This window comes from Flavilitoribacter nigricans DSM 23189 = NBRC 102662 (assembly GCF_002646595.1).
Classification (GTDB): domain Bacteria; phylum Bacteroidota; class Bacteroidia; order Chitinophagales; family Saprospiraceae; genus Flavilitoribacter; species Flavilitoribacter nigricans.
Genome location: NZ_PDUD01000006.1, coordinates 22,767 through 42,286, shown reverse-complemented (window position 1 = coordinate 42,286; position 19,520 = coordinate 22,767). Strand labels below are relative to the sequence as shown.

General features: G+C 54.0%; 10 protein-coding genes. 5 read left to right on the top strand and 5 right to left on the bottom strand.

Annotated features, from left to right (window positions below; all coding sequences use genetic code 11):
- The 4 genes from CRP01_RS04845 to CRP01_RS04830 all read left to right on the top strand — a co-directional run.
- The coding region (locus CRP01_RS04845) for a caspase family protein (protein ID WP_185154549.1) at window positions 1-2,321 on the top strand (2,321 nt) is incomplete at its 5' end.
- 74 nt (window positions 2,322-2,395) lie between these two features.
- Complete coding sequence (locus tag CRP01_RS04840; RefSeq protein ID WP_099148881.1) at window positions 2,396-5,995, top strand: WD40 domain-containing protein; 3,600 nt, start codon at window positions 2,396-2,398, stop codon at window positions 5,993-5,995.
- A 95-nt stretch (window positions 5,996-6,090) separates the two neighbouring features.
- Window positions 6,091-6,723: a WD40 repeat domain-containing protein gene (locus CRP01_RS04835; RefSeq protein ID WP_099148880.1), complete on the top strand. Its 633-nt coding sequence runs from the start codon at window positions 6,091-6,093 to the stop codon at window positions 6,721-6,723.
- Window positions 6,681-9,854, top strand: coding sequence for a caspase family protein (locus tag CRP01_RS04830; RefSeq protein ID WP_099148879.1), 3,174 nt, complete (start codon window positions 6,681-6,683; stop codon window positions 9,852-9,854). The genes CRP01_RS04835 and CRP01_RS04830 overlap by 43 nt, the downstream gene beginning before the upstream one ends.
- An 81-nt stretch (window positions 9,855-9,935) precedes the next feature.
- Here CRP01_RS04830 and CRP01_RS04825 read toward each other — a convergent pair whose 3' ends face one another.
- Together CRP01_RS04825 and CRP01_RS04820 are read right to left on the bottom strand one after the other, a co-directional pair.
- Window positions 9,936-10,532 (bottom strand): hypothetical protein, encoded by a 597-nt coding sequence (locus tag CRP01_RS04825; RefSeq protein WP_099148878.1) that lies wholly within the window; start codon window positions 10,530-10,532, stop codon window positions 9,936-9,938.
- A 155-nt stretch (window positions 10,533-10,687) separates the two neighbouring features.
- Window positions 10,688-12,850, bottom strand: a complete 2,163-nt coding sequence (locus CRP01_RS04820; protein WP_170110229.1) for a tetratricopeptide repeat protein — start codon at window positions 12,848-12,850, stop codon at window positions 10,688-10,690.
- A gap of 678 nt (window positions 12,851-13,528) precedes the next feature.
- Here CRP01_RS04820 and CRP01_RS04815 point away from each other — a divergent pair.
- Complete coding sequence (locus tag CRP01_RS04815) at window positions 13,529-15,211, top strand: tetratricopeptide repeat protein (protein ID WP_099148876.1); 1,683 nt, start codon at window positions 13,529-13,531, stop codon at window positions 15,209-15,211.
- A gap of 79 nt (window positions 15,212-15,290) precedes the next feature.
- Here the strand turns inward: CRP01_RS04815 and CRP01_RS04810 are convergent, their stop codons facing one another.
- The 3 genes from CRP01_RS04810 to CRP01_RS04800 all read right to left on the bottom strand — a co-directional run bounded on the left by CRP01_RS04810 (window position 15,291) and on the right by CRP01_RS04800 (window position 19,462).
- Window positions 15,291-17,990: a glycoside hydrolase family 3 C-terminal domain-containing protein gene (locus tag CRP01_RS04810; protein WP_222845658.1), complete on the bottom strand. Its 2,700-nt coding sequence runs from the start codon at window positions 17,988-17,990 to the stop codon at window positions 15,291-15,293.
- Between the two features lie 5 nt (window positions 17,991-17,995).
- Window positions 17,996-18,688: a DUF4386 domain-containing protein gene (locus CRP01_RS04805; protein ID WP_099148875.1), complete on the bottom strand. Its 693-nt coding sequence runs from the start codon at window positions 18,686-18,688 to the stop codon at window positions 17,996-17,998.
- A 105-nt stretch (window positions 18,689-18,793) separates the two neighbouring features.
- A complete protein-coding gene (locus CRP01_RS04800) occupies window positions 18,794-19,462 on the bottom strand; it encodes a porin family protein (RefSeq protein WP_099148874.1) in 669 nt (222 codons plus the stop codon).
- Window positions 19,463-19,520: the final 58 nt, after the last annotated feature.

The following is a 19,520-nucleotide window of genomic DNA, read 5'->3' as shown; positions in this document are numbered from 1 at the left end:
CAAATGGTGTTACTTCCGTAGCCTTCTCCCCCAACGGGCAATTCATCCTCACCGGATCCCGTGATGATACCGCAATACTGTGGGACCTGGAGGGACAGATAATCAAAACATTTGAAGGGTATTCAAATATAGTCACTTCCGTGGCCTTCTCCCCCAACGGGCAATTCATCCTCACCGGATCATGGAATGGTACCGCAATACTGTGGGACCTGGAGGGACAGAAAATCAAAAGCTTTGAAGGACATTCAAATGAGGTTACTTCCGTAGCCTTCTCCCCCAACGGGCAATTCATCCTCACCGGATCATGGGATGGTACCGCAATACTATGGGACCTGGAGGGACAGAAAATCAAAAGCTTTGAAGGACATTCAAATGAGGTTACTTCCGTAGCCTTCTCCCCCAAAGGGCAATTCATCCTCACCGGATCAAAGGATAATACCCAAAAACTTTGGTCCACCACGGTGCAACTAAATGATGCTAGCAAACCGAAAGAGCTCGCCACACTAGTGGCTATCGACACTAGCGACTGGATCGTCACTACTCCCGACGGCCTGTTTGATGCCTCCCCCGGAGCCATGAATTGGATGCATTATAGTGTTTTCGACCAAAAAAACCGGGAATACCTGGCTATCGAACTCGAACAACTCAAAGCCCGCTACTACGAACCCGGTCTGCTCCAAAAAATATTAGGCAATACCAACGAAGGCCTCCGCCCCGTCGAAAATTTCGACACCGTCGCCCTTTACCCCAAGATCAAACTGGCCCAAATCGATTCCACCGGTACGCTCCAACTTCAACTTTCCGAGCGCAACGGCGGCATCGGCAAGGTCAGCCTCTTTATCAACGGTAAGGAGGTAGAAGAAGAGGCCAATCCCCTACCCCGCCGGGAAAATGCCCAACGGGACAGCAGCATCCAGATTGATCTCAGCAAATACCGAAACTATCTCTTCCGACATCCCGACAGCACCAATACCGTCAGCATCCGGGTCTACAACGAAGCAGGCTGGCTGAAAAGCCCCGCCTTCAATCTGGAATACCAGGTAGCAGCGGCCCGAAGCCGAGGCGGAGAGGGTACCGGAAACAATTCCTCCTGGACTGGAAAATTCGACCCCAAACTCTACGTCATCACCATCGGCACCTCCGATTACTCCGGCACCAAACTGGACCTTCAATACGGCGATCAGGATGCCACCATGATGGCCCGAGCCTTCCAGGCCGTGGGTACGGCCCTGTTGGAAGCGGATAGCCTGGAGGTACACTGCCTGACGACGGCCCGGGCCGATAGCACCGGTTTGGAAGGAACGCCCATCGCCTGGCATAACGCGGGTAAAAACGACATTAGATCGGTTTTCGATAAAATAAAAAACCAGGCCAAGGCAGAAGATATCGTGGTGGTCTACCTGTCCGGTCACGGGGTTACCCAGGGTGGCACCGATCAGACCTTGTTTTACTACCTCACCAAGGATATCGCCAGCGAAGATGCACTGTCGGACCCCGCCACCCGCCGGGCCTATGCCATTTCCAGCGAAGAACTCACCGACTGGCTCAAAGCCATCCCCGCTCTGAAGCAGGTGTTGATCATCGACGCCTGCAATTCCGGGCAGATCGTGGAGAACCTCACCGGTGGTACCAAAGCACTCAATTCCAGTCAGATCCGGGCGCTGGATCGCATGCAGGACCGTACCGGCATGTTTGTGCTTTCGGGCAGTGCCGCGGATAAAGTGAGCTACGAAGCCAGTGAATACGGACAGGGATTACTTACCTACGCCCTGCTGGAAGGCATGCGCTCGGCGACCCGATCGGTGACGGACGGAAAAGAAATGGTAAAAATGATCGACGTCATGACGCTTTTCCAGTACGCCCGGGACCGCGTTCCCGAACTGGCCACCAGTATCAACGGCATCCAGACCCCGATGCTGGGCTTTCCCAGCCGGGCCGCCAGCTTTGACATCGGTATCCTGAATGATCAGGCCAGTGTGGCCATACCGATCACCAAAGGGAAACCAATAATGATCCGGAGTACTTTTTTGAATGAGGCCACCTACCGGGATGATCTCCGGTTGGCCGACAGCCTGGAGGCTGCCTTCCGCGAGGAGACAAAAAAAGGAGCAGATGCCGATCTCGTCTACGTGGATGTCTACGATTACCCCAATGCCTATTCCCTCGGCGGATTCTACCGGCAAAGGGCGGACGGCATAGCGCTGAAGCTAAGATTACTGCACGGCGATGAAGCGCCGGTAACGCTGGAGATACCGGTAACGGAGGACCTGGAAAAGTTGGTAAAACTGATCGTACGAGCGGTAAAAAAGGAGATTCCCTGAGCATAATTATTCATACGAATTTAAGCATCGTTTATACATTCAACATAGCAACCGCAAATGCAAAATCTACCAAAATGATGAAAAAAGCTATCCACCTTTGGGCCCTGTTATGTTTGCCCCTTTTACTCACGGCCCAGCGTCCCGTGCTGGGTCTGCCTTACGGCCATACTCAGGCTGTACTTAGCCTGGATTTTTCCAGTGACGGCAGCCAGTTGTTGTCTGCTTCCTCCGACGGCACCCTGATGATCTGGGATGTCACCACGGGAAAACTGATCAAAAGCTCGTCTAAGCAAAACCAGGCCGTTTTCGGTGCAAAGTTTTCGCCAGACGGTAACTACGCCTTCTACGCCTGGTCGTTTACGGAAGGACGAGCCAAAGTCTGGGATATTCGCGCTGACCGAAATTTTTTCATAAACGAATTCAACCTGGCCCAGCTTTCCCCCGACGGCCGCTGGGGGATCGATTATGAGAAGAATCTGGTCAGTTATCCTGCACAGGAAAAACAAACGCTACCCGAGGGCGTACAACCCCATGGATTTACTCCGGATGGAAAATCATTTTACCAGACCAACCCGGGGCAAATGCATTTGTACGATCTGTCTACCCGCAAGCTTACCCGAACGCTGGCCCTGGAAGGACTACCCGAAATGTACGGCGACAGGCTCCGCTTCAGTAAAGACGGCCAGATCGTGAGCGTATCGACCATCGACCTTGACACGAATGAGCGAATCGAAAAATCCTGGCGGATATCGGACGGTCAGTTAGTGCCGCCCCTTCAACTCCCAGAGATTAATGAGGAGCTGCAATCGCTACAAGACATCTCGTTGGACGGAAAATATATGCTGATCACGGAAAATAACGGCGATGCCAAACTCTTTGATCTGGACCGGCAGCAGTTTACCCAGACCTATCCGGCTCCCGTGTCCGACGACCAGTCTGAGATCATGATGATGACGGGTGGCCCCATGGGTGGAGCCGTTGCCGCTTTAAGTCCGGATAACCGGCTGGTGGCCTGGGGTGGCGGCGAAGGAAAGATCATCCTGTTCGACCGGGAAAGCGGCCGTACCCTCCGCAAAATGGAAGCCCATACGCCGGGTGTCGGTTTTATTTACTTAGACCCGGATCAGCGTAGTTTGGTTTCCATTACCACCAACGACCGGCGGCTCCATTACTGGGATTTCACTACCGGCCGCATGAGTCGCTCCCGGGCGCTGGGAAATACGGAACTGACCGACCCGTCCAATACACCCTTTTTCACCTCCGCAGCCGACCAGCAGGAGGTAGCCCGGCAGGGAGACGCCTATTGGCCCAACACTTACGGCGGGGCACCCATCATGCTCACGGAGGAAGTAAGGGTAGTCGCCCTCAGCGAAGATGGCGCCATAGGAGCGAGCTGGACCGGGGAAAATGATTACGATAATCTAGGTCCCGACGGTTTTCCCGAGAGCAAACTCAGTATAAGTATCTGGGATATGGCCACCAAGCAAAAGCTCCGGCAGTTGGATGATATCCGGACCGAAATATTCAGTCCCGGTATGGGGGTTTTCTCCCCGGATAAAAAATTCCTGCTGCTCGGTGAGAATGACTTCTGGAGTATGAGAAAATCGACTTCCCGCCTGGTCGAACTGGAAAGTGGAAAGTTGATCCATGCTTTTCCGCAAGAAGGCTACGACGTTACCTCGGCCCTGGCTTTTTCGCCGGACGGCAACTTCATCGTCATCGGTAACCACGAAGGGAAGATCAATCTATACGCAGCGTCCAGCGGGAAACTGCTCCATGCTTTCCCGGGGCACGGTGGCAGCGTAGCCCGTATGATATTTTCCGCCGACGGGCAAAAGCTGTATTCCAGTTCCGCCGATGGAACGATCCGGATCTGGGACACCAATACCCACGAAGAGTTGCTCTACATGATCCACGTGGATGAGGAAGACTGGGTAGTGGTCAGTCCGGGCGGGCTATTCGATGCCTCCCAGAACGCCATGAACCGACTCTACTATCTGGTAGAAAATAAGGGTAAGACCGACATTGTCGAACTCGAACAACTCAAAGCCCGCTATTACGAACCCGGCCTGTTACAAAAGATATTGGGCTTCTCCGGGGAGCGTACCCGCTCCGTAGCCGGTCTGGACCAGGTGTCCCTCTATCCGGAAGTGCAGGCCGAGATTAAAGGGGATCAGCTGAACGTCCAACTGACCGCCCGCAGCGGGGGCATCGGGCAGGTCAGCATTTTTGCCAACGGCAAAGAGATCGCTAATGATGCCAACCCGCAGCGAAAAACAACGGTCAGTTACGATCTCCGTCTCGCCCAGGCCTATCTTTTCCGTCATCCGGACAGCACCAATCTGATCAGTCTGCGCGTGTACAATAAGGACGGCTGGCTGAAGAGTTCATCGATCGATGTCGCCTACCGGCCCACGGCCTGGTCCAAAGGGAGCGGCAGCGGCGGCAACTCCGGCTGGACGGGAAAACTGGATCCGAAAATGTTCGTGGTCAGCCTCGGCACCTCGGATTATACGGGTACCAATCTGGATCTGCAGTACGCCACCCAGGACGCCACCGCCATTGCGCTGGCCCTACAGTCGGTGGGTAGTAATCTCTTTTCCGGCGGCGAGGGCACGGAAGTATACTGCCTGACCACGGCCTCCCCGGATTCTACCGGGCTGGAGGGAACGCCGGTACAATGGCAATTCGCCAGCAAAGAAAACCTGCAAGCGGTGCTCACGTCGATTAAACAGAAAGCGAAAGCCGAAGATGTCTTGCTGGTCTACCTTTCCGGCCACGGCGTCACCCACGGCAGTGCGGAGCAATCCCAATTCTATTACCTCACCGGCAGTATGGCCAGCGAAGCCATGATCGAAGATGCCGAAGTGCGCGGCAAGTACACCATTTCCAGCGGGGAACTGACCCAGTGGATCAACGACATCCCGGCCCTGAAACAGGTACTCGTTATTGATGCCTGCAACTCGGGTAAAGTGGTGGAAAACCTAACCGGCGGCACCCGGAACCTGAATTCCAGTCAGATCCGAGCGCTGGATCGCATGAAAGACCGCACCGGTATGTTCGTGCTGTCGGGCAGTGCCGCCGATAAAGTGAGCTACGAAGCCAGTGAATACGGACAGGGCCTGCTGACCTACTCCCTGCTCCAGGGTATGCTGGGTGTGGCCACCCGCAAAACCGCCGACGGCGACTACGTGGATGTGATGAAACTCTTCCAATACGCCCGCGACGAAGTACCTCGCCTGGCCACTACCATCAACGGTGTGCAAACCCCAATGCTGGGCTTTCCGAAAACCGGTGCGAGCTTTGATATTGGCATCGTGGACCAAAACACGAAGATCCCCATCGGCAATAAAAAGCCGGTCATCATCCGGTCGAACTTCCTGAACCAGGCGAGCCTGAAAGATGATCTGGGATTGATAAAACTGCTGGAAACGGAGTTCCGGCAGGAAACCGAAAAAGGCAAGGATGCCGATCTGATCTACGTGGATGTAACCGATTATCCGGGCGCCTACTCCCTGAGTGGTCTGTATACCAAAGACGGGGAAAACATCAACCTGACGGTCAAACTCTTTGAGAACGGACAAAACCCCAAAGACCTGCAAATACCGGCGACGGATGATCCGAAACGGCTGGTGCGATTGATTTTGCGGGAGGTGAAGCGGGCTTTGGAATAGTAATGACAGGAAGATGGTTAGACTTTCTAAGTTTCGAAAACTTAAAAAGTCTAACCTAACTATACCCCGAAAAATTCTAACCTAAGCATGCTGGTATGAAGCAGATTGGCTATATCCTGAGTTTTCTTTGCCTCACGGTATGGGCGGCCGCCCAACAACCCGAATTGATCATCCCCATCGGCCATACCGATATGGTCAACGGGGTCGCTTTTTCTCCGGACGCCCGGTGGGCGCTCACCGGGAGTGAAGATGGTACCGCTATCCTCTGGGAAGTAGCGAGTGGTAAATTACTCCACATTTTTACCGAACACCGACTGGGGATCGAAGCCGTGGCTTTTGCGCCGGACGGTCGCACCCTTGCTACCGGGAGTCAGGACGGTACCGCCATCCTCTGGGACAGCCATACCGGCAACCTATTACACACCCTGAGTATGGATCGGGGCGGAGTACTGGCGCTGGCCTTTTCCTCCGATGGCATGCAACTATACACCGGCGGAGAGGACGGTAGCCTGAAGACCTGGAAAACGGCCAACGGGATGCTGTTCCGCTCGCTCCGGGAGCAAGAAGCGATCCTGTCCCTCACCGCCGGCCCCCAGGATCAACTGGTATGCGGAAGCGCCCGGGGCAACCTTCGGGTCTACGGCAAAGACGGTAAGCGGGATATTTCCGAAGCCCCCGGGGCGGCGTGCAGTCCTTATCGTTTACCAATGATCCATCCCGGTTACTGAGTATTGGAGGCGACGGGATCATCCGTAAATGGGACCTCAGCACCGGACAGGCACTTGCCTCTTTCCAAAACAGCGACTTCGACTTCCTTTCCGTGGCCGCCTCTCCGGACGGACAACAAATGGCCGTCGGCACGGAGGAAGGCTCCGTACTGCTCCTGGATTCCGACCGGGGCGACATCCTGCACATCCTATCCGGACACGGGCAACGCGTATACGATCTGGCGTTCTCCCCCGAGGGCGATCGCCTCCTCACCGGGAGCCAGGACAGTACGGCCCGCATCTGGGATACCGCTACCGGTGCACTGCTGCAAACCCTCCGGGGACACAGCATTGAAGCATTTTCCACCCGCTTGTCCCCGGACAACCGGCAGCTACTCACCGGCAACCGAAACCAGGAACTGCGGCTGTGGGATTTCTGGCAGGGGCGTCTGCTGGCCGCCCGGCAAGGTCATTCCTACGCCGCCTCGTCCATGGCCTTTTCCCCGGATGGCACTCAGTTTACAGCCGGAGCCTTTCAGGGAAGCTCCCGGACCTGGAGCCTTCCCAGCACGCAGGAGCAATTTCAGCTTGCTACCGAAGATGAAGCTATTTTATCCGTTGCCTATTCCCCGACTGATCCCCAACTGGCGGTTGCCGGGACCGACGGGATCATTCATATTATGGATCTTCGGGAAGAAAGAGAATTGTTTACGCTATCCGGAGATCACGGTGCTATCCGCGACCTGGCCTTCTCGCCGGATGGTACCCTATTGCTCAGTAGCGGCGAGGATGCCGCCGTTCTCTGGGACTACCGCAATCGGCAAATACTTCATACCCTGGAAGGTCACAGCTATGAGATCCACTGGGTAGCTTTCTCCCCTACCGAAAGCAAAGTATTTACGGGTAGTCTGGACGGTAGTGTAAACGTTTGGGATCAGACCAGCGGCCAATTGCTCCGCAGCTTCCGGGAAGCGGAAATGGACCTTCTTTACGATTTTGAGTCCTTCCCGATTGCGCTTGCGCCTGACGGGCAGCAAATCCTTACCGGTGGCAGTAAAGGACAGGCCGTGGTCTGGGAGGTCAACAGCGGGCAAAAAAAGCCCTTATCATCCTTACACCGGAGTTCCGTAATCACCCTGGCATTCTCGCCCGACGGCAGCCGGATGCTAACGGCAAGTGATGACGGAGAGCTCAAAGTCTGGAATACCCAAAATTCCCAGCTCTTGTTCTCCGCCCGGGAGCACGGTCGGGCGGTCAGCAGCGCCGTATTTTTCCAGGACAACCGCCGGCTGATCACCAGTGGGCGCGATCACCGATCTCTACTTTGGGATCTGGAAACGGGCTCCGTACTGGCTTCCTTCTTTGCGATCGGAGAGCAGGATTGGGTGGTCACCACGCCCGAAGGGCTTTTTGATGCCTCTCCCGGTGCCCTGCGGGATATGTACTACATCCTCAATTATGACGGCGTATGGGAGATCATCGAACTGGATCAACTCAAGATCCGCTACTACGAACCGGGGCTGCTGCCACAGTTGCTGGGCTACTCCGAAGAGATCCTCCGGCCGGTCGAGCAGTTCCGTACCGTCGAGCTTTACCCGACAATAAATGCCATGATCGAAGGCCATGAACTACAGATCGACCTCCGGGAACGCAACGGAGGCATCGGACGGGTCAGCATTTTTGTCAACGGAAAAGAGGTCGTTCCGGATGCCAATCCCCTACCCCGCCGGGAAAACGCCCAACGCAGTCGCCGGATCCGTTTGGACCTGCAACCCTACCGACAGTACCTGTACCGCCATCCGGATAGTAGCAATGTAATCGGGATCCGCGCCTATAACGAAGCCGGCTGGCTAAAGAGCCGGCTGTTAGAACTCCCGTACAGCTATACCGGAGCCCGGGGAACGGAGCGGGAATCCGGCAATCAGGGCTGGGTCGGCGAGGTAGATCCTAAATTATACGTAGTAGCCGTAGGAACGTCCGACTACCGGGGTACCCGCATGGACCTGCAATTCGCCGATCAGGATGCAAGCATGATGGCCCGGGCGCTGCAATCGGTTGGCGCCAACCTGTTCTCCGGAGGAAATGGTCTGGAAGTATTTTGCCTGTCTACTGCCCCGGGTGAAAATACCGGGCTGGAAGGTACGCCGATCACCTGGCAATACGCCAGTAAAGAAAATGTGCAGGCGGTATTCAATACCATTCGGGGAAAAGCCCGGGCGGAAGATGTACTTATCGTTTATCTATCCGGTCACGGCACCACCCACGGAAGCGCGGAGCAGGCGCAGTTCCATTACCTCACCCAGGGCATTGCCAGTGAAGATCTCAGTGACACCGATATTCGCCGGGCCTTTACCATTTCCAGTGAGGAACTTACCCTGTGGATGAACGGGATTGCGGCACTCAAACAGATCCTGATCGTTGACGCCTGCAATTCCGGTGGCGTCGTCCAGGAGATCACCGGGGGCTCCAAGGCAGTCAACACCAGTCAGGTTCGGGCCCTCGACCGGATGCAGGATCGCACCGGCATGTTCATCCTCTCCGGTAGCGCCGCCAACAAGGTCAGTTTTGAATCTTCGGCCTACGGGCAGGGGCTACTGACTTATTCCTTACTCCAGGGTATGCTCGGAGTAGCCACCCGCAAAACGACCGATGGCGATTACGTGGATGTCATGAAACTTTTCCAGTACGCCCGGGACGAAGTGCCTCGACTGGCCGCCACAATTAACAGCATCCAGACGCCGATGCTGGGTTTTCCCCGGCAGGGTGCCAGTTTTGATATCGGAATCCTCAATAACTCGGTAAATATTCCGATCGTTAAGAAAAAGCCGGTCTTGATCCGGTCCGCATTTCTCAACGAAGAGACCCTGCGGGATGATCTGGGCCTGATCCGCTTACTGGAGGCCAAATTCCGGAAGGAAACCGAAAAAGGGAATAATGCCGATCTGATCTACGTAGATGTGACGGATTACCCGGGTGCCTACTCCCTCGGCGGGATCTACACCCGGGAAGGCAACACCATTCGGGCCAAAGTCAAGCTTTTCCACAACGATCAGCCTCCGGTAGACCTGGAAATCCGGCCGGCCGAAAATCCCGACCAATTGGCCCGGCAGATCATAAGAGCCCTGGACCGGGCACTTCCGGAGACAGAATAAAATACCATTTGGGCATCGATCAAGATAGTCCCACTCCTACCAGTAGCCGTAGAAGTTGTCCTGGTCCAGGCCCGGAAAAGATTACCGGATAGCGGCCATATTGAAATTAAATCCCATATCCAATCCGCCGGTAGCCAGGACCACACCAACGGCCACCGGAATGGAAATAGCTAAAGCACCTCCGATGTGGGATACACTCGTAGCTACCTGATCCTTACCGTAGACGTAGACCTTTTCGATCGCACTGGTGGGCAGCGAGAGTTTACCGGCGGCAAACAGTACCGGCACCTGATCATTCAGGTAGAGGTGAATATCTTGTAAGACAAATTTTTCGGTCGGCCGATAACGCCGTCCTCTCAACTTTTCCACCGTTTTTAAAAATTCCTGTTCCTGCGCTACCATCCGGGCCCGGTCGGCCGGAAGTTCGCTCAAAACGCCTTCCAGGTCACCGCCATTGATACTCAACTGATCCACGTGCATGGCTTTACCCTGGTAGTGGATCACACAATATCTTTCCTGCTCAATTTCGGCCGATCTGACCATCTGCTGGAAAGAGGTTACATTAGAAGGATTGGCTTTGTAGAACTCGTGAAAGCAGCCGGTTGATAAGAACAACAACTGCAGGACAAAAAAATAAGCGATCGCTTTTTTCCATCCGGGGTCTCGAAAATATAACATAAGGCGAGGCTTTTGTGGTGTGGCGAACGCCCCACCGGTTAAGCAAATTTTCCTTTGCTTAATTTCGCCCCGAAACGCTGCAGATGAAACTGATCTCAGACACTGCCGCCCATGAAATAGATCACCCGCCATGCGCCGGCAGAACACCGCCAGCGCTATTTTTTATCCGGAAAATATTTTTCCACCAGCGACTTGTACTCCGGCATGGCCCGCAATCCATCCAGGTCCGGATCTTTCAACACCTCGTTCTGGTTATCGTAACCCTTTTCGAGTGCCTTGCGGAAGGCTTCCATAGCTGCCGCCTGCTGTCCGCTCCGCGAATGTACTCCGGCCAGTTTGAAAAATGCCCTGCCGCTATCCGGATGTTCCTGGAGGTAATTATTCCAAAGTTGAACGGCCGCTTCGAATTCGCCCAGTTCCTTGAGGACATACGCCAGACTACTGAGCGTGTAATACGAATTAGGATTGATCATCAAGGCGGACTGGTAAGCCTGGCGGGCCTCTGGAAAGCGATCGCTACTGTGGTAGATGTAGCCCAGCAGGTTAAATCCATCCGGGTCATCGGGCTCCAACTGAATATACTGCAGCAGGTACTTTTCCGCCGTGGGATCTCCCAGAGACAGGCTGGCGAGATTGTAATAAGCTTCCGCAAACTTCGGATCAACACGGATGGTATTTTCCAGTTCAACCTTTGCCTTTTCCGGCTGCTCCATCTGTTCGAACATGACGGCCAGATTATATCGGGAAAGGGCAAAAGTAGTATCCAGTTGGATAGCATCCCGGTAAAACTTTTCGGCCTGGGCGTATTGTTTCATTTCGCGGTAGATGATGGCCAGATTGGTCAGCGCCAGGTTCCATTTCGGAGAGTAGTTCAGGGCCTGCTGAAAAGCGCTGATCGCCTGCATTTCCTGATCTGTCCGTTTGTAGAGTAAGCCCAGCTCATTGTAAATGTGGGGAGCAATGGGCTGTAATTTCAGCGCCTGTTGCTGTTCAGTCATCGCCGTTTCCAAGAGCGCTTTGTTGTCCTTTTCGGCATCGAACCGCAGACGAAGGTTCACCCCCCGAAAGTAGTGCTCGCGGGATTTTATATCGTTGTAGAAATAATTATCCGGTCCCAGCAATTCCGCCGCCCGGCCCAGGTAATCGGGATAATAATCGTAGACCGATACGTCCGACCAGCGGCGGGCCAGTTCCCGGGCGGGCGAAACGATATACTCGTTCAGCGCCTGCTGTGCTTCATCCTGCAGGGCGGTAGCCAGCGAGATCTTCATCACCTTTTTGATGGAACGCGCCGCCGGCTCATCCCCCACGGATTCGTAGATCTGATTGGCCGAGCCTTCTTCGGGAAACAAGAGGTGTTTTCGTTCCAGGGCCGCTTCAAATAGCGCCAGTTGGGTCAGGTAACCGGTATCTTTGGGCGCTGATGCTACCGTTTCCTTCGGTTCCGGGGTCGGGACAGGTTCCGATTTTTTCCGATCCACCCGGGCCAGCCGGGTACTACTCAGCCCCTTTACTACCGGCAACTGCTTGCGATTGGAGGCCTTACGTACACTATCCTGCACAAAGCGTTCGATCTCAAAAAGGTCTACATAGCGGTCCTGATCCCTATCGGCCATTCCCTTGATCCCCTTCAGGAAGTAGTAGGAAAATAGGCCCCGGCCTCCTCCCCACTGCGGACCCTCGATCGATTTCTGGGTGGATTCGCAGGAAAGGATCTTGGTCGTATTATTGAACAGCTGGGACAATGCCGACGTGGTGGCCTGTGGCCCGCCGGAAGCGCTTCCGGCCAGGGTGCCGGCGCGGCAGGCATCGGAAATCAGGATGACTTCGGTCTTTTTTTCCAGTACCAGTTTTTCGAGATAGTCGTTGAGGGTGTTGACCATGCAGGCGCCTCCGGAAGCGTATGTGGTGGGAGAGGCATCGTAGAACAGCAGGTACCCCATCAGTTCTTCCTCTACTTTTTCAATATCGCCGTGACCGGAAAAATACAGGATCAGCCGGTCGTTGGGTTGGCTGCTGTCCACCAAGGCGTTCAGTTCGTTGATGAATTTCCCGTAGGTGGCGTTTTCATTAGTCAGCAAAGCAATATTTTCCGGCGCTACATTCCAGGGCGTTTCAAATTCCAGATAGTGGGCAAACGCTTCCGCATCCCGGTGGGCGAATTCCAACTGGGGGATCTTGCTGTTTTGGTAATGAGAAATCCCAACAATCAGTGCACTCACCTTGCCGAAAGGCTTGATGGGCCTGATCTGACTATACCCATTATCACCAAAAAACAGCGATGCCAGGCAGAATATGACGATTTGCAATAACCTCATCGGGAAAAAATTGATGGCCATTATAGCTATGTATTTTGGGCAAAGGCAAAAAGTTACCGGAGAGCGGCCGGCGTATCCGAAAATCCGGGATCTTCAAAGATAGTTGACGGCTCGTTCGTTTGCAGGCTGCCCGTTCATTTCATCGACAGAATGAGAATTTTAATTTTACCGAAACTTGCGGCCGTCAATCGAAACAAGTAGCCAGATAATTTACTATTTTGTGTCTAAAGTTACCAGGATCTAAGTTACTTTTCGGCAAGTTATCAAATAGAAGCTGTGAATTATGATTTTTTCACCGCCCGCTATGAAAACGAATGCCGAAGCAAGATCTCCGGGCGCTTCGTTTCCCCTGCATTACACGAAGAACAACCCGCTCTGGTTACTTCCTGTCCCTAAATTAAACGGATCGGTCCCGCTCTAAGAGACTGTTTGAAAACTTCTGCTGCCGGAGAAAAACCCGGATTTTGGCGTCAATTGAAAGCTATTTTTCACTGCATAGCCCAGCTACGGAGTTAAAAATAGGTGCAAAGTGGCGGCCCGTACGGGTAACCCAGTGAGAGGTTTTCAAACAGTCTCTAAGACCTGTGCTTTCGCTAAAAGCACGATGAGACCTATGTCCGTAATTTAGATTGATTGCCAATTCACTTCACATAAACATCTACTTAAATTGCTTGACACATGAGATTACGTCAAATTCTATCCATACTCCTGACTACAACCCTGCTGCCGGCTTTTTTAAGCGGACAGACCAGTTTTGAATTCATTGCCAAATCCGTTACCGAGTCTCAGGATACCCGGTTCACATCCGGCCCCAAATACGAACGAGCGCTGAAAGTATACAACAAACTGGCCGACGCCCGCGGCGATCGTCGCTTTCCCCTGCCGGCTTTTGTCATGTCCTCCAGCGAGCAGAATGTCGCCTACCTGGAAGGGGACGGTCTCAGCATCGGGCTGGAAGAAAAAGCCTACGACCTGTGCATGAGCCTGGGTGAAAAAGAAGGCGAAAACGCCATGGCGGCCCTGCTCGGGCACGAACTCACCCACTTCTACGAGAAACACCAGTGGCGGCGCGGTTTCGCCGATGCCTATATCGACCTGAAAGTGGGCCGGGAACTCAAGTCTACTACCGATCTGTACAAAGTGAACTGCGAAACCCAGTCCGATTACCTGGGCGGCTTCCTCGCCTATTCTGCCGGCTATCCCGTTTACGCTAAACTGCCGGATTTTTACGATCTGATCTACCAGCAATACCGGCTACCGGATACCATGTCCGGTTACGCTTCCAAGGACGACCGGAAAGCCCTCGCGGTAAAATCCCTGGAAAAATTGAACGACCTGGTGGAAGTTTTCGAAATGGCCAACCTGATGACGGCCATCGGCCGCTACGACGACGCCCGGGCCTTTTACAAACACATCCTCACCCAGTACCAGGGTCGGGAGATCTATAACAACCTCGGCGTGTTGACCGTACTTTCGGCCATCACCAACTATTTCACAGATTCCGAGCTGAAGTACCGGATGCCGGTAGAACTGGACCTGGATTTCGCCGGAGGCGGCACCCGGGACGGCTTCTCGGAAAGAGTAGAAAAAAGAAGAAAGCTGCTCCAGGAGGCCATCCAATACTTCGACAATGCCACCAGTATGGACCCGGATTATGCGCCTGCTTTTCTAAATAAAGCCTGCGCGTATTTTCTACTGGAAGATCCGGCCAATCTCGAACGGGCCCGCTTTTATGCGGGGGTGGAAGCCAAGCAAAAAGCCGCAGCTATGGCTGATAAATACCCACGAACTGCATTGGATGCGGAAGTACTGCTCGCTCTATTGGAAGAAAAGGCGGGCAATAAAACCAAGGCCATCAGTATGCTGACCGCGATCAAGGACCAATCCTCCGTTGCCAATTACAACCTGTTCATCATGAACGGCCAGGCACCTCCTCGTGGCCGCAAAGAGGACGGTCCCGAGGATGAATCCATCGACGGCATCGATCAGAATGGCGTCTATAACTTCACCAGAAATAACCGCCGGGAGAAAAAGGAACAGGAATTGTTCGGACAGATCGATTTCCGGGCCTGGCAGGATATGGGTGAACTCCGAAATTCCAAGATCTACGTTTGCAAACCACCCACGGGATCGGCCATGAGTACCGACGTTTATATTCACCTTACCAAACCCGGCTATCCGGGAGAGACTTTCGACGGTTATAAAATCGGCACCGCCCGCAAAGAGATCACCGATGAGTACGGAGAGCCCAATTTCTCGCTTCCATTGACGGCCGGCGAGATCATGGTATACGAAGAAGTGATGTTCGTCCTGGACGGTGATAAGAAGGTCACCCGCTTTGCCAATTACTTTTTCAAATAATAAGCGCTTAGCGGCAATTGTACTAATGCAGCGCGGTTTGGGAAGTTCCCAGACCGCGCTGCGTCGTAAACTCCCTCTCCTATTCTACGGTCAAAATACTCCGCAGCCGGATATCCTTGGAAGAAGCACCGATCATAATGCGAAAATCACCGGGTTCCACTACCCGCTGGAGATCTTTATCGAGCATACTCAGCATTTCCGGAGTCAGTTCAAAAGTCAGTTGCTGCTGTTCTCCGGGTTCGAGCTTTATTCTTTGGAAACCCTTTAGTTCCTTGATCGGTCGGGCGACCGAAGCCAGTTCATCCCGGATGTAGAGCTGCACCACCTCGTCTCCGGCCAGGGTGCCGGTATTCTGCACCGTACAGGAAACGGTCACTGTTTCGTCCGCCGCGATGGCACTTTTACTGAAAGTCAGATCGGTATAGGTAAATTGGGTGTAACTCAGCCCGTACCCAAAGGGAAACAAGGGCTGCCCGGTCAGATTATAGTAATCATCTCCCCGCCCGGTCGGTTTGTGGTTGTAATACAATGGACACTGCGCCTCGTGTACCGGAAAAGTAATGGGCAGGCGGCCCGCCGGATTGGTCTTTCCGAACAGTACATCGGCCAATGCATTACCTCCATTCTCACCGGGATACCAGGCTAGTAAAATGCCGTCCACTTCGTTGATCCAGTTGGACATGGTGACGGCACTCCCGGCCACTAATACCACTACCGTCGGTTTACCCGTAGCCGCTACGGCCCGGATCAACGCTTCCTGCTGTCCGGGTAGGCTGAGCAGGGCCCGATCCTGGAATTCACCTTCGTGAATACCGGCGAAGACCACGGCCACATCGCTCTTTTCGGCGGCAGCTACCGCTTCGGCAATAGCCGTTTCCGAGTCGTCTTCCACCGGCAGATCCCAGATCAGTTTAAAGCGGGCGTTGCCTTCCGGCTCAAAGAATTCGATCTTCAGGTCGTGGTTCTTACCGGCTTCAAAGGTGAATTCCTCAGTCAGGGTCTGATAGGAACGCTTTTGCCAGTTGTCGATCAATAGTTGACCATCCAGATAGAGCCGGTAGCCGTCATTACCTTCGACACCGATGCGGTAGGTACCGGACTTCGGAGATCGGAGCTGCCCCGTCCAGCGGACGGAATACCAGTCGTAAGCGAGTTTTGGATCGGGCGAAAAGAGCGTCCAGCCGAAAGCTACCCTCCCGTCGGTCCGCTGTACTACCGGCGTCCCGCTGAGTTGGATATTATCAAAATAATCGCCCTGCAGGCCCGGCGTCCTTTTGCCATTTTGCACCGTACTCAGGTATTCCGGCGCCACGGTGGCGTAGGTTTCGCTATGCAAACCCACTCCCTCTGCGTAGATGATGTTTTCCGCTCCAATCACGGCGCTGATCCCGTCGTACATAGACACGATATCGTTACCGGGACCACTATACCCACCCAGGCGACCGGCTTTAGCATCGTAGCCGATCAGCGCCAGCTTTTGACCCGACGTACTGAGAGGAAGGATCTCGTTATTATTTTGCAGCAGCACCATGGATTCTGCCGCCGCCGTACGGGCCAGGTCCCGGTGCTCCCGGCGGTTATTCCAGTAGGATGCCTGCTCGGGTTCAACGTAGGGGTTTTCAAAGAGTCCCAGTTCGAATTTGGCCCGCAGTACCCGGCGCACCGCCTCGTCGATGGCTTCCGGATCGATCATCCCTTTTTCGTATGCTTCCCAAAATAGGGGATAGTGATCGTAGGAAGTCTGAAAGATCACGTCCAGGCCACCTTCCACCGCATCCTCCGTGGATTCGGCGTAATCCGCGGCCGTAAAGTGCAGCACATTGGCCCCACCGGTAGCACCGGCATCGGAAATTACAAAACCGTCGAAGCCCCATTCCCCTTTCAGCTTTTGGCGAAGCAACCACTCGTTGGACGTGCAGGGCGTTCCGTCCAGCGAATTGTAGGAAGTCATCACCGAACGGGCACCGGTTTTCGTAAAAATGGACCTAAAGGCCGGGAAGTAGATCTCTTCCAGCAGCCGCTCGTTAAAATGGATGGGATAACTGTCACGGCCTCCGTCGCCCACATTGGCCACGAAGTGTTTGGGAGTAGTGATCACCCCCGAACGTTCAAAGGCTCCGATAAAGGCCGTTGCCATCTGGGTGGTTAGGTAGGGGTCTTCACCGTAGGTTTCCTCGGTGCGCCCCCAGCGTACGTCGCGGGCGATATTCAGTACCGGCGAGAGGATCTGCCGGATGCCTCGCGATCTGGTTTCCCGGGTAATGGCCAGGCCGACTTCCCCCACGCGGGCGGTGTCCCAGGTAGCCGCCAGTGCGATGGCCTGTGGGAAGGCCGTAGCTCCGTCCCGCACCAGGCCATGCAGAGCTTCGTCAAAGGCGATGATCGGGATACCCAGCCGGGTCTCCTCCACAAAATAACGCTGGATAGCGTTGATGCGCGCTGCGACTTCCTGCGCACTGCCGGAAGGCCCGTATTCCAGCAATTGTTGCGCCGCCGCGCCATCCTTTCCTTTGGTGGAAACCTGAAAACCGAAAATGCCGTTTTTGTACTTTTCCTTCCCATCGCTCAGATCGCCGGGGATCATGAACATTTGCCAGAATTTTTCCTCCAGCGTCATCCGGGATAACAGATCATCCACCCGGGTTTCAACGGGCAGATCGGCACGCCGATAGGGTAAAACCGACTGGGCTACCAGCCTGAAGCCCGGGAATGAAAGAGCAACTGCCAGCAGGACGGGCATCCAGTTGATGCTCCGGCAATAAGTATATGGTTTGAACATCCGAGTTATTTTTTGCCCGGAATGTAAGAAATTCCCTGGATCAGAAGCCAGCCGCAAAAAGAAAACTCCCCGATCACGGTCGGCAAGGTGACCCAGGAAGAGGTCTCCGCTGAATACCCCGGCAGCAGAAAGAACAAAAAGAAGTCCAACAGAAAACTAAAACAGGCCACCACCAGAGATATCGCGATCCAACGGGGCACAAAGCCCGAACGCCAGCTCAGGATGCCCAGAGGAAGCAACCACAGACCGAAAAAGATCTGCGCGATACGATAACCGTTTTTGTGAAGTTCGGCAAAAAGCCGGACCAGGGATTGGGTTTGTTCCGGAGCGAAAGGCGCGTTCATTGGATCCAGCACCAACAGGATGGCGAAGTGATTAAGCATATTTGCGCACATTACGGCCACGGATACGAGCACGCAAAGTACCATCGTGGCGGCCAGTTCCCGCTGAATGGGACGCAACAGCCGGTACAGCGGCAGGGGCAGCAGGAAAAAAGCGGTGATCATGAGCAGATCGCTCACAAACCCCAGGCGGAACCAGCCCGGGTCAGCTTGTAGTCGGGTGATCGTTTCGGCGGCGTTACCGGGGACCAGCAATTCCCCCCGCACATATACTTCGGCGAACACGCCGAACAGAATAACGGCGAGGTACAACAGTCCCGCAATGCCCGCCAGTTTTTTGGAAAATGAGAAACTCATGTTTGAGATAAGTTTTGAAGATAGGATCCCGAAAGTCCGCAGCTACCCGCCGGTAGACATACCAGTCAGGCAGCCGCGCACCCTTTCGGTTTAAAAACCTGTTGACTACTGCTTTTTGGCCAGCGGGTTAGATTTCCAGGCCTTGGACAGGGTGATATTCCAGGTAAAATTGCGGTTGTAGCGTTCTCCACTCTGATACACATTCGTCAGTCCGTACTGGTAGCGCGCGTCAATGGCCACCCGGGTATTTTTCACTTTGAACTCGTAACCTCCGCCGAACTGCACACCGGCATCCCAGCGTTTGTAGGCGCCTTCACTGCCGTCGAAAGAAATATTATAATACTCCCGGGGCACTTCTTCGGAGCCTTCTACCTTCACTTTACCACCGATATTATAGCCGAGCGTAGGACCGGCATTCAGGTAGATGCCACGAAAGTGTACCCGGGCCAGCACCGGCATTTCTACGGTAAATAAGCGGATTTTCGATTCGTTGGTGGTCAGCGGATTCCCGGCTTCCAGTCCGGCGCCCTTCATCATAAAATACAGCTCGGACACCAGGGAGAAATTTTTGGTGATCCCTCCCTGGAAACCGGCTCCTACCTGAATGCCGCCGAGGTTTTTCTTGTAATCTTTCAAGAGGGCTTCCGAATCGCCGTAATTAAAATTGGTGGGGCTGTAATTCAGGATAATGTCGAAATAGGTCTCCTGGGCGTAGTTGCCGGTCAGCATCATAAACAGGAACAGGCCGGTGATCAAGGTTTTAACGATTTTCATCTTTTACGTTTTGTTAATAGTGAGTTTGGAATAGGTGATCAGATGTTTGATCTGATTG

Coding starts and splice junctions, on each gene's coding strand:
- CRP01_RS04810 (WP_222845658.1), bottom strand. CDS start 17,990: ATGTTCAAACCATATACTTATTGCCGGAGCATCAACTGGATGCCCGTC.
- CRP01_RS04800 (WP_099148874.1), bottom strand. CDS start 19,462: ATGAAAATCGTTAAAACCTTGATCACCGGCCTGTTCCTGTTTATGATG.
- CRP01_RS04840 (WP_099148881.1), top strand. CDS start 2,396: ATGATGAAAAAAGCTATCCACCTTTGGGCCCTGTTATGTTTGCCCCTT.
- CRP01_RS04805 (WP_099148875.1), bottom strand. CDS start 18,688: ATGAGTTTCTCATTTTCCAAAAAACTGGCGGGCATTGCGGGACTGTTG.
- CRP01_RS04825 (WP_099148878.1), bottom strand. CDS start 10,532: ATGTTATATTTTCGAGACCCCGGATGGAAAAAAGCGATCGCTTATTTT.
- CRP01_RS04820 (WP_170110229.1), bottom strand. CDS start 12,850: ATGAGGTTATTGCAAATCGTCATATTCTGCCTGGCATCGCTGTTTTTT.
- CRP01_RS04835 (WP_099148880.1), top strand. CDS start 6,091: ATGAAGCAGATTGGCTATATCCTGAGTTTTCTTTGCCTCACGGTATGG.
- CRP01_RS04815 (WP_099148876.1), top strand. CDS start 13,529: ATGAGATTACGTCAAATTCTATCCATACTCCTGACTACAACCCTGCTG.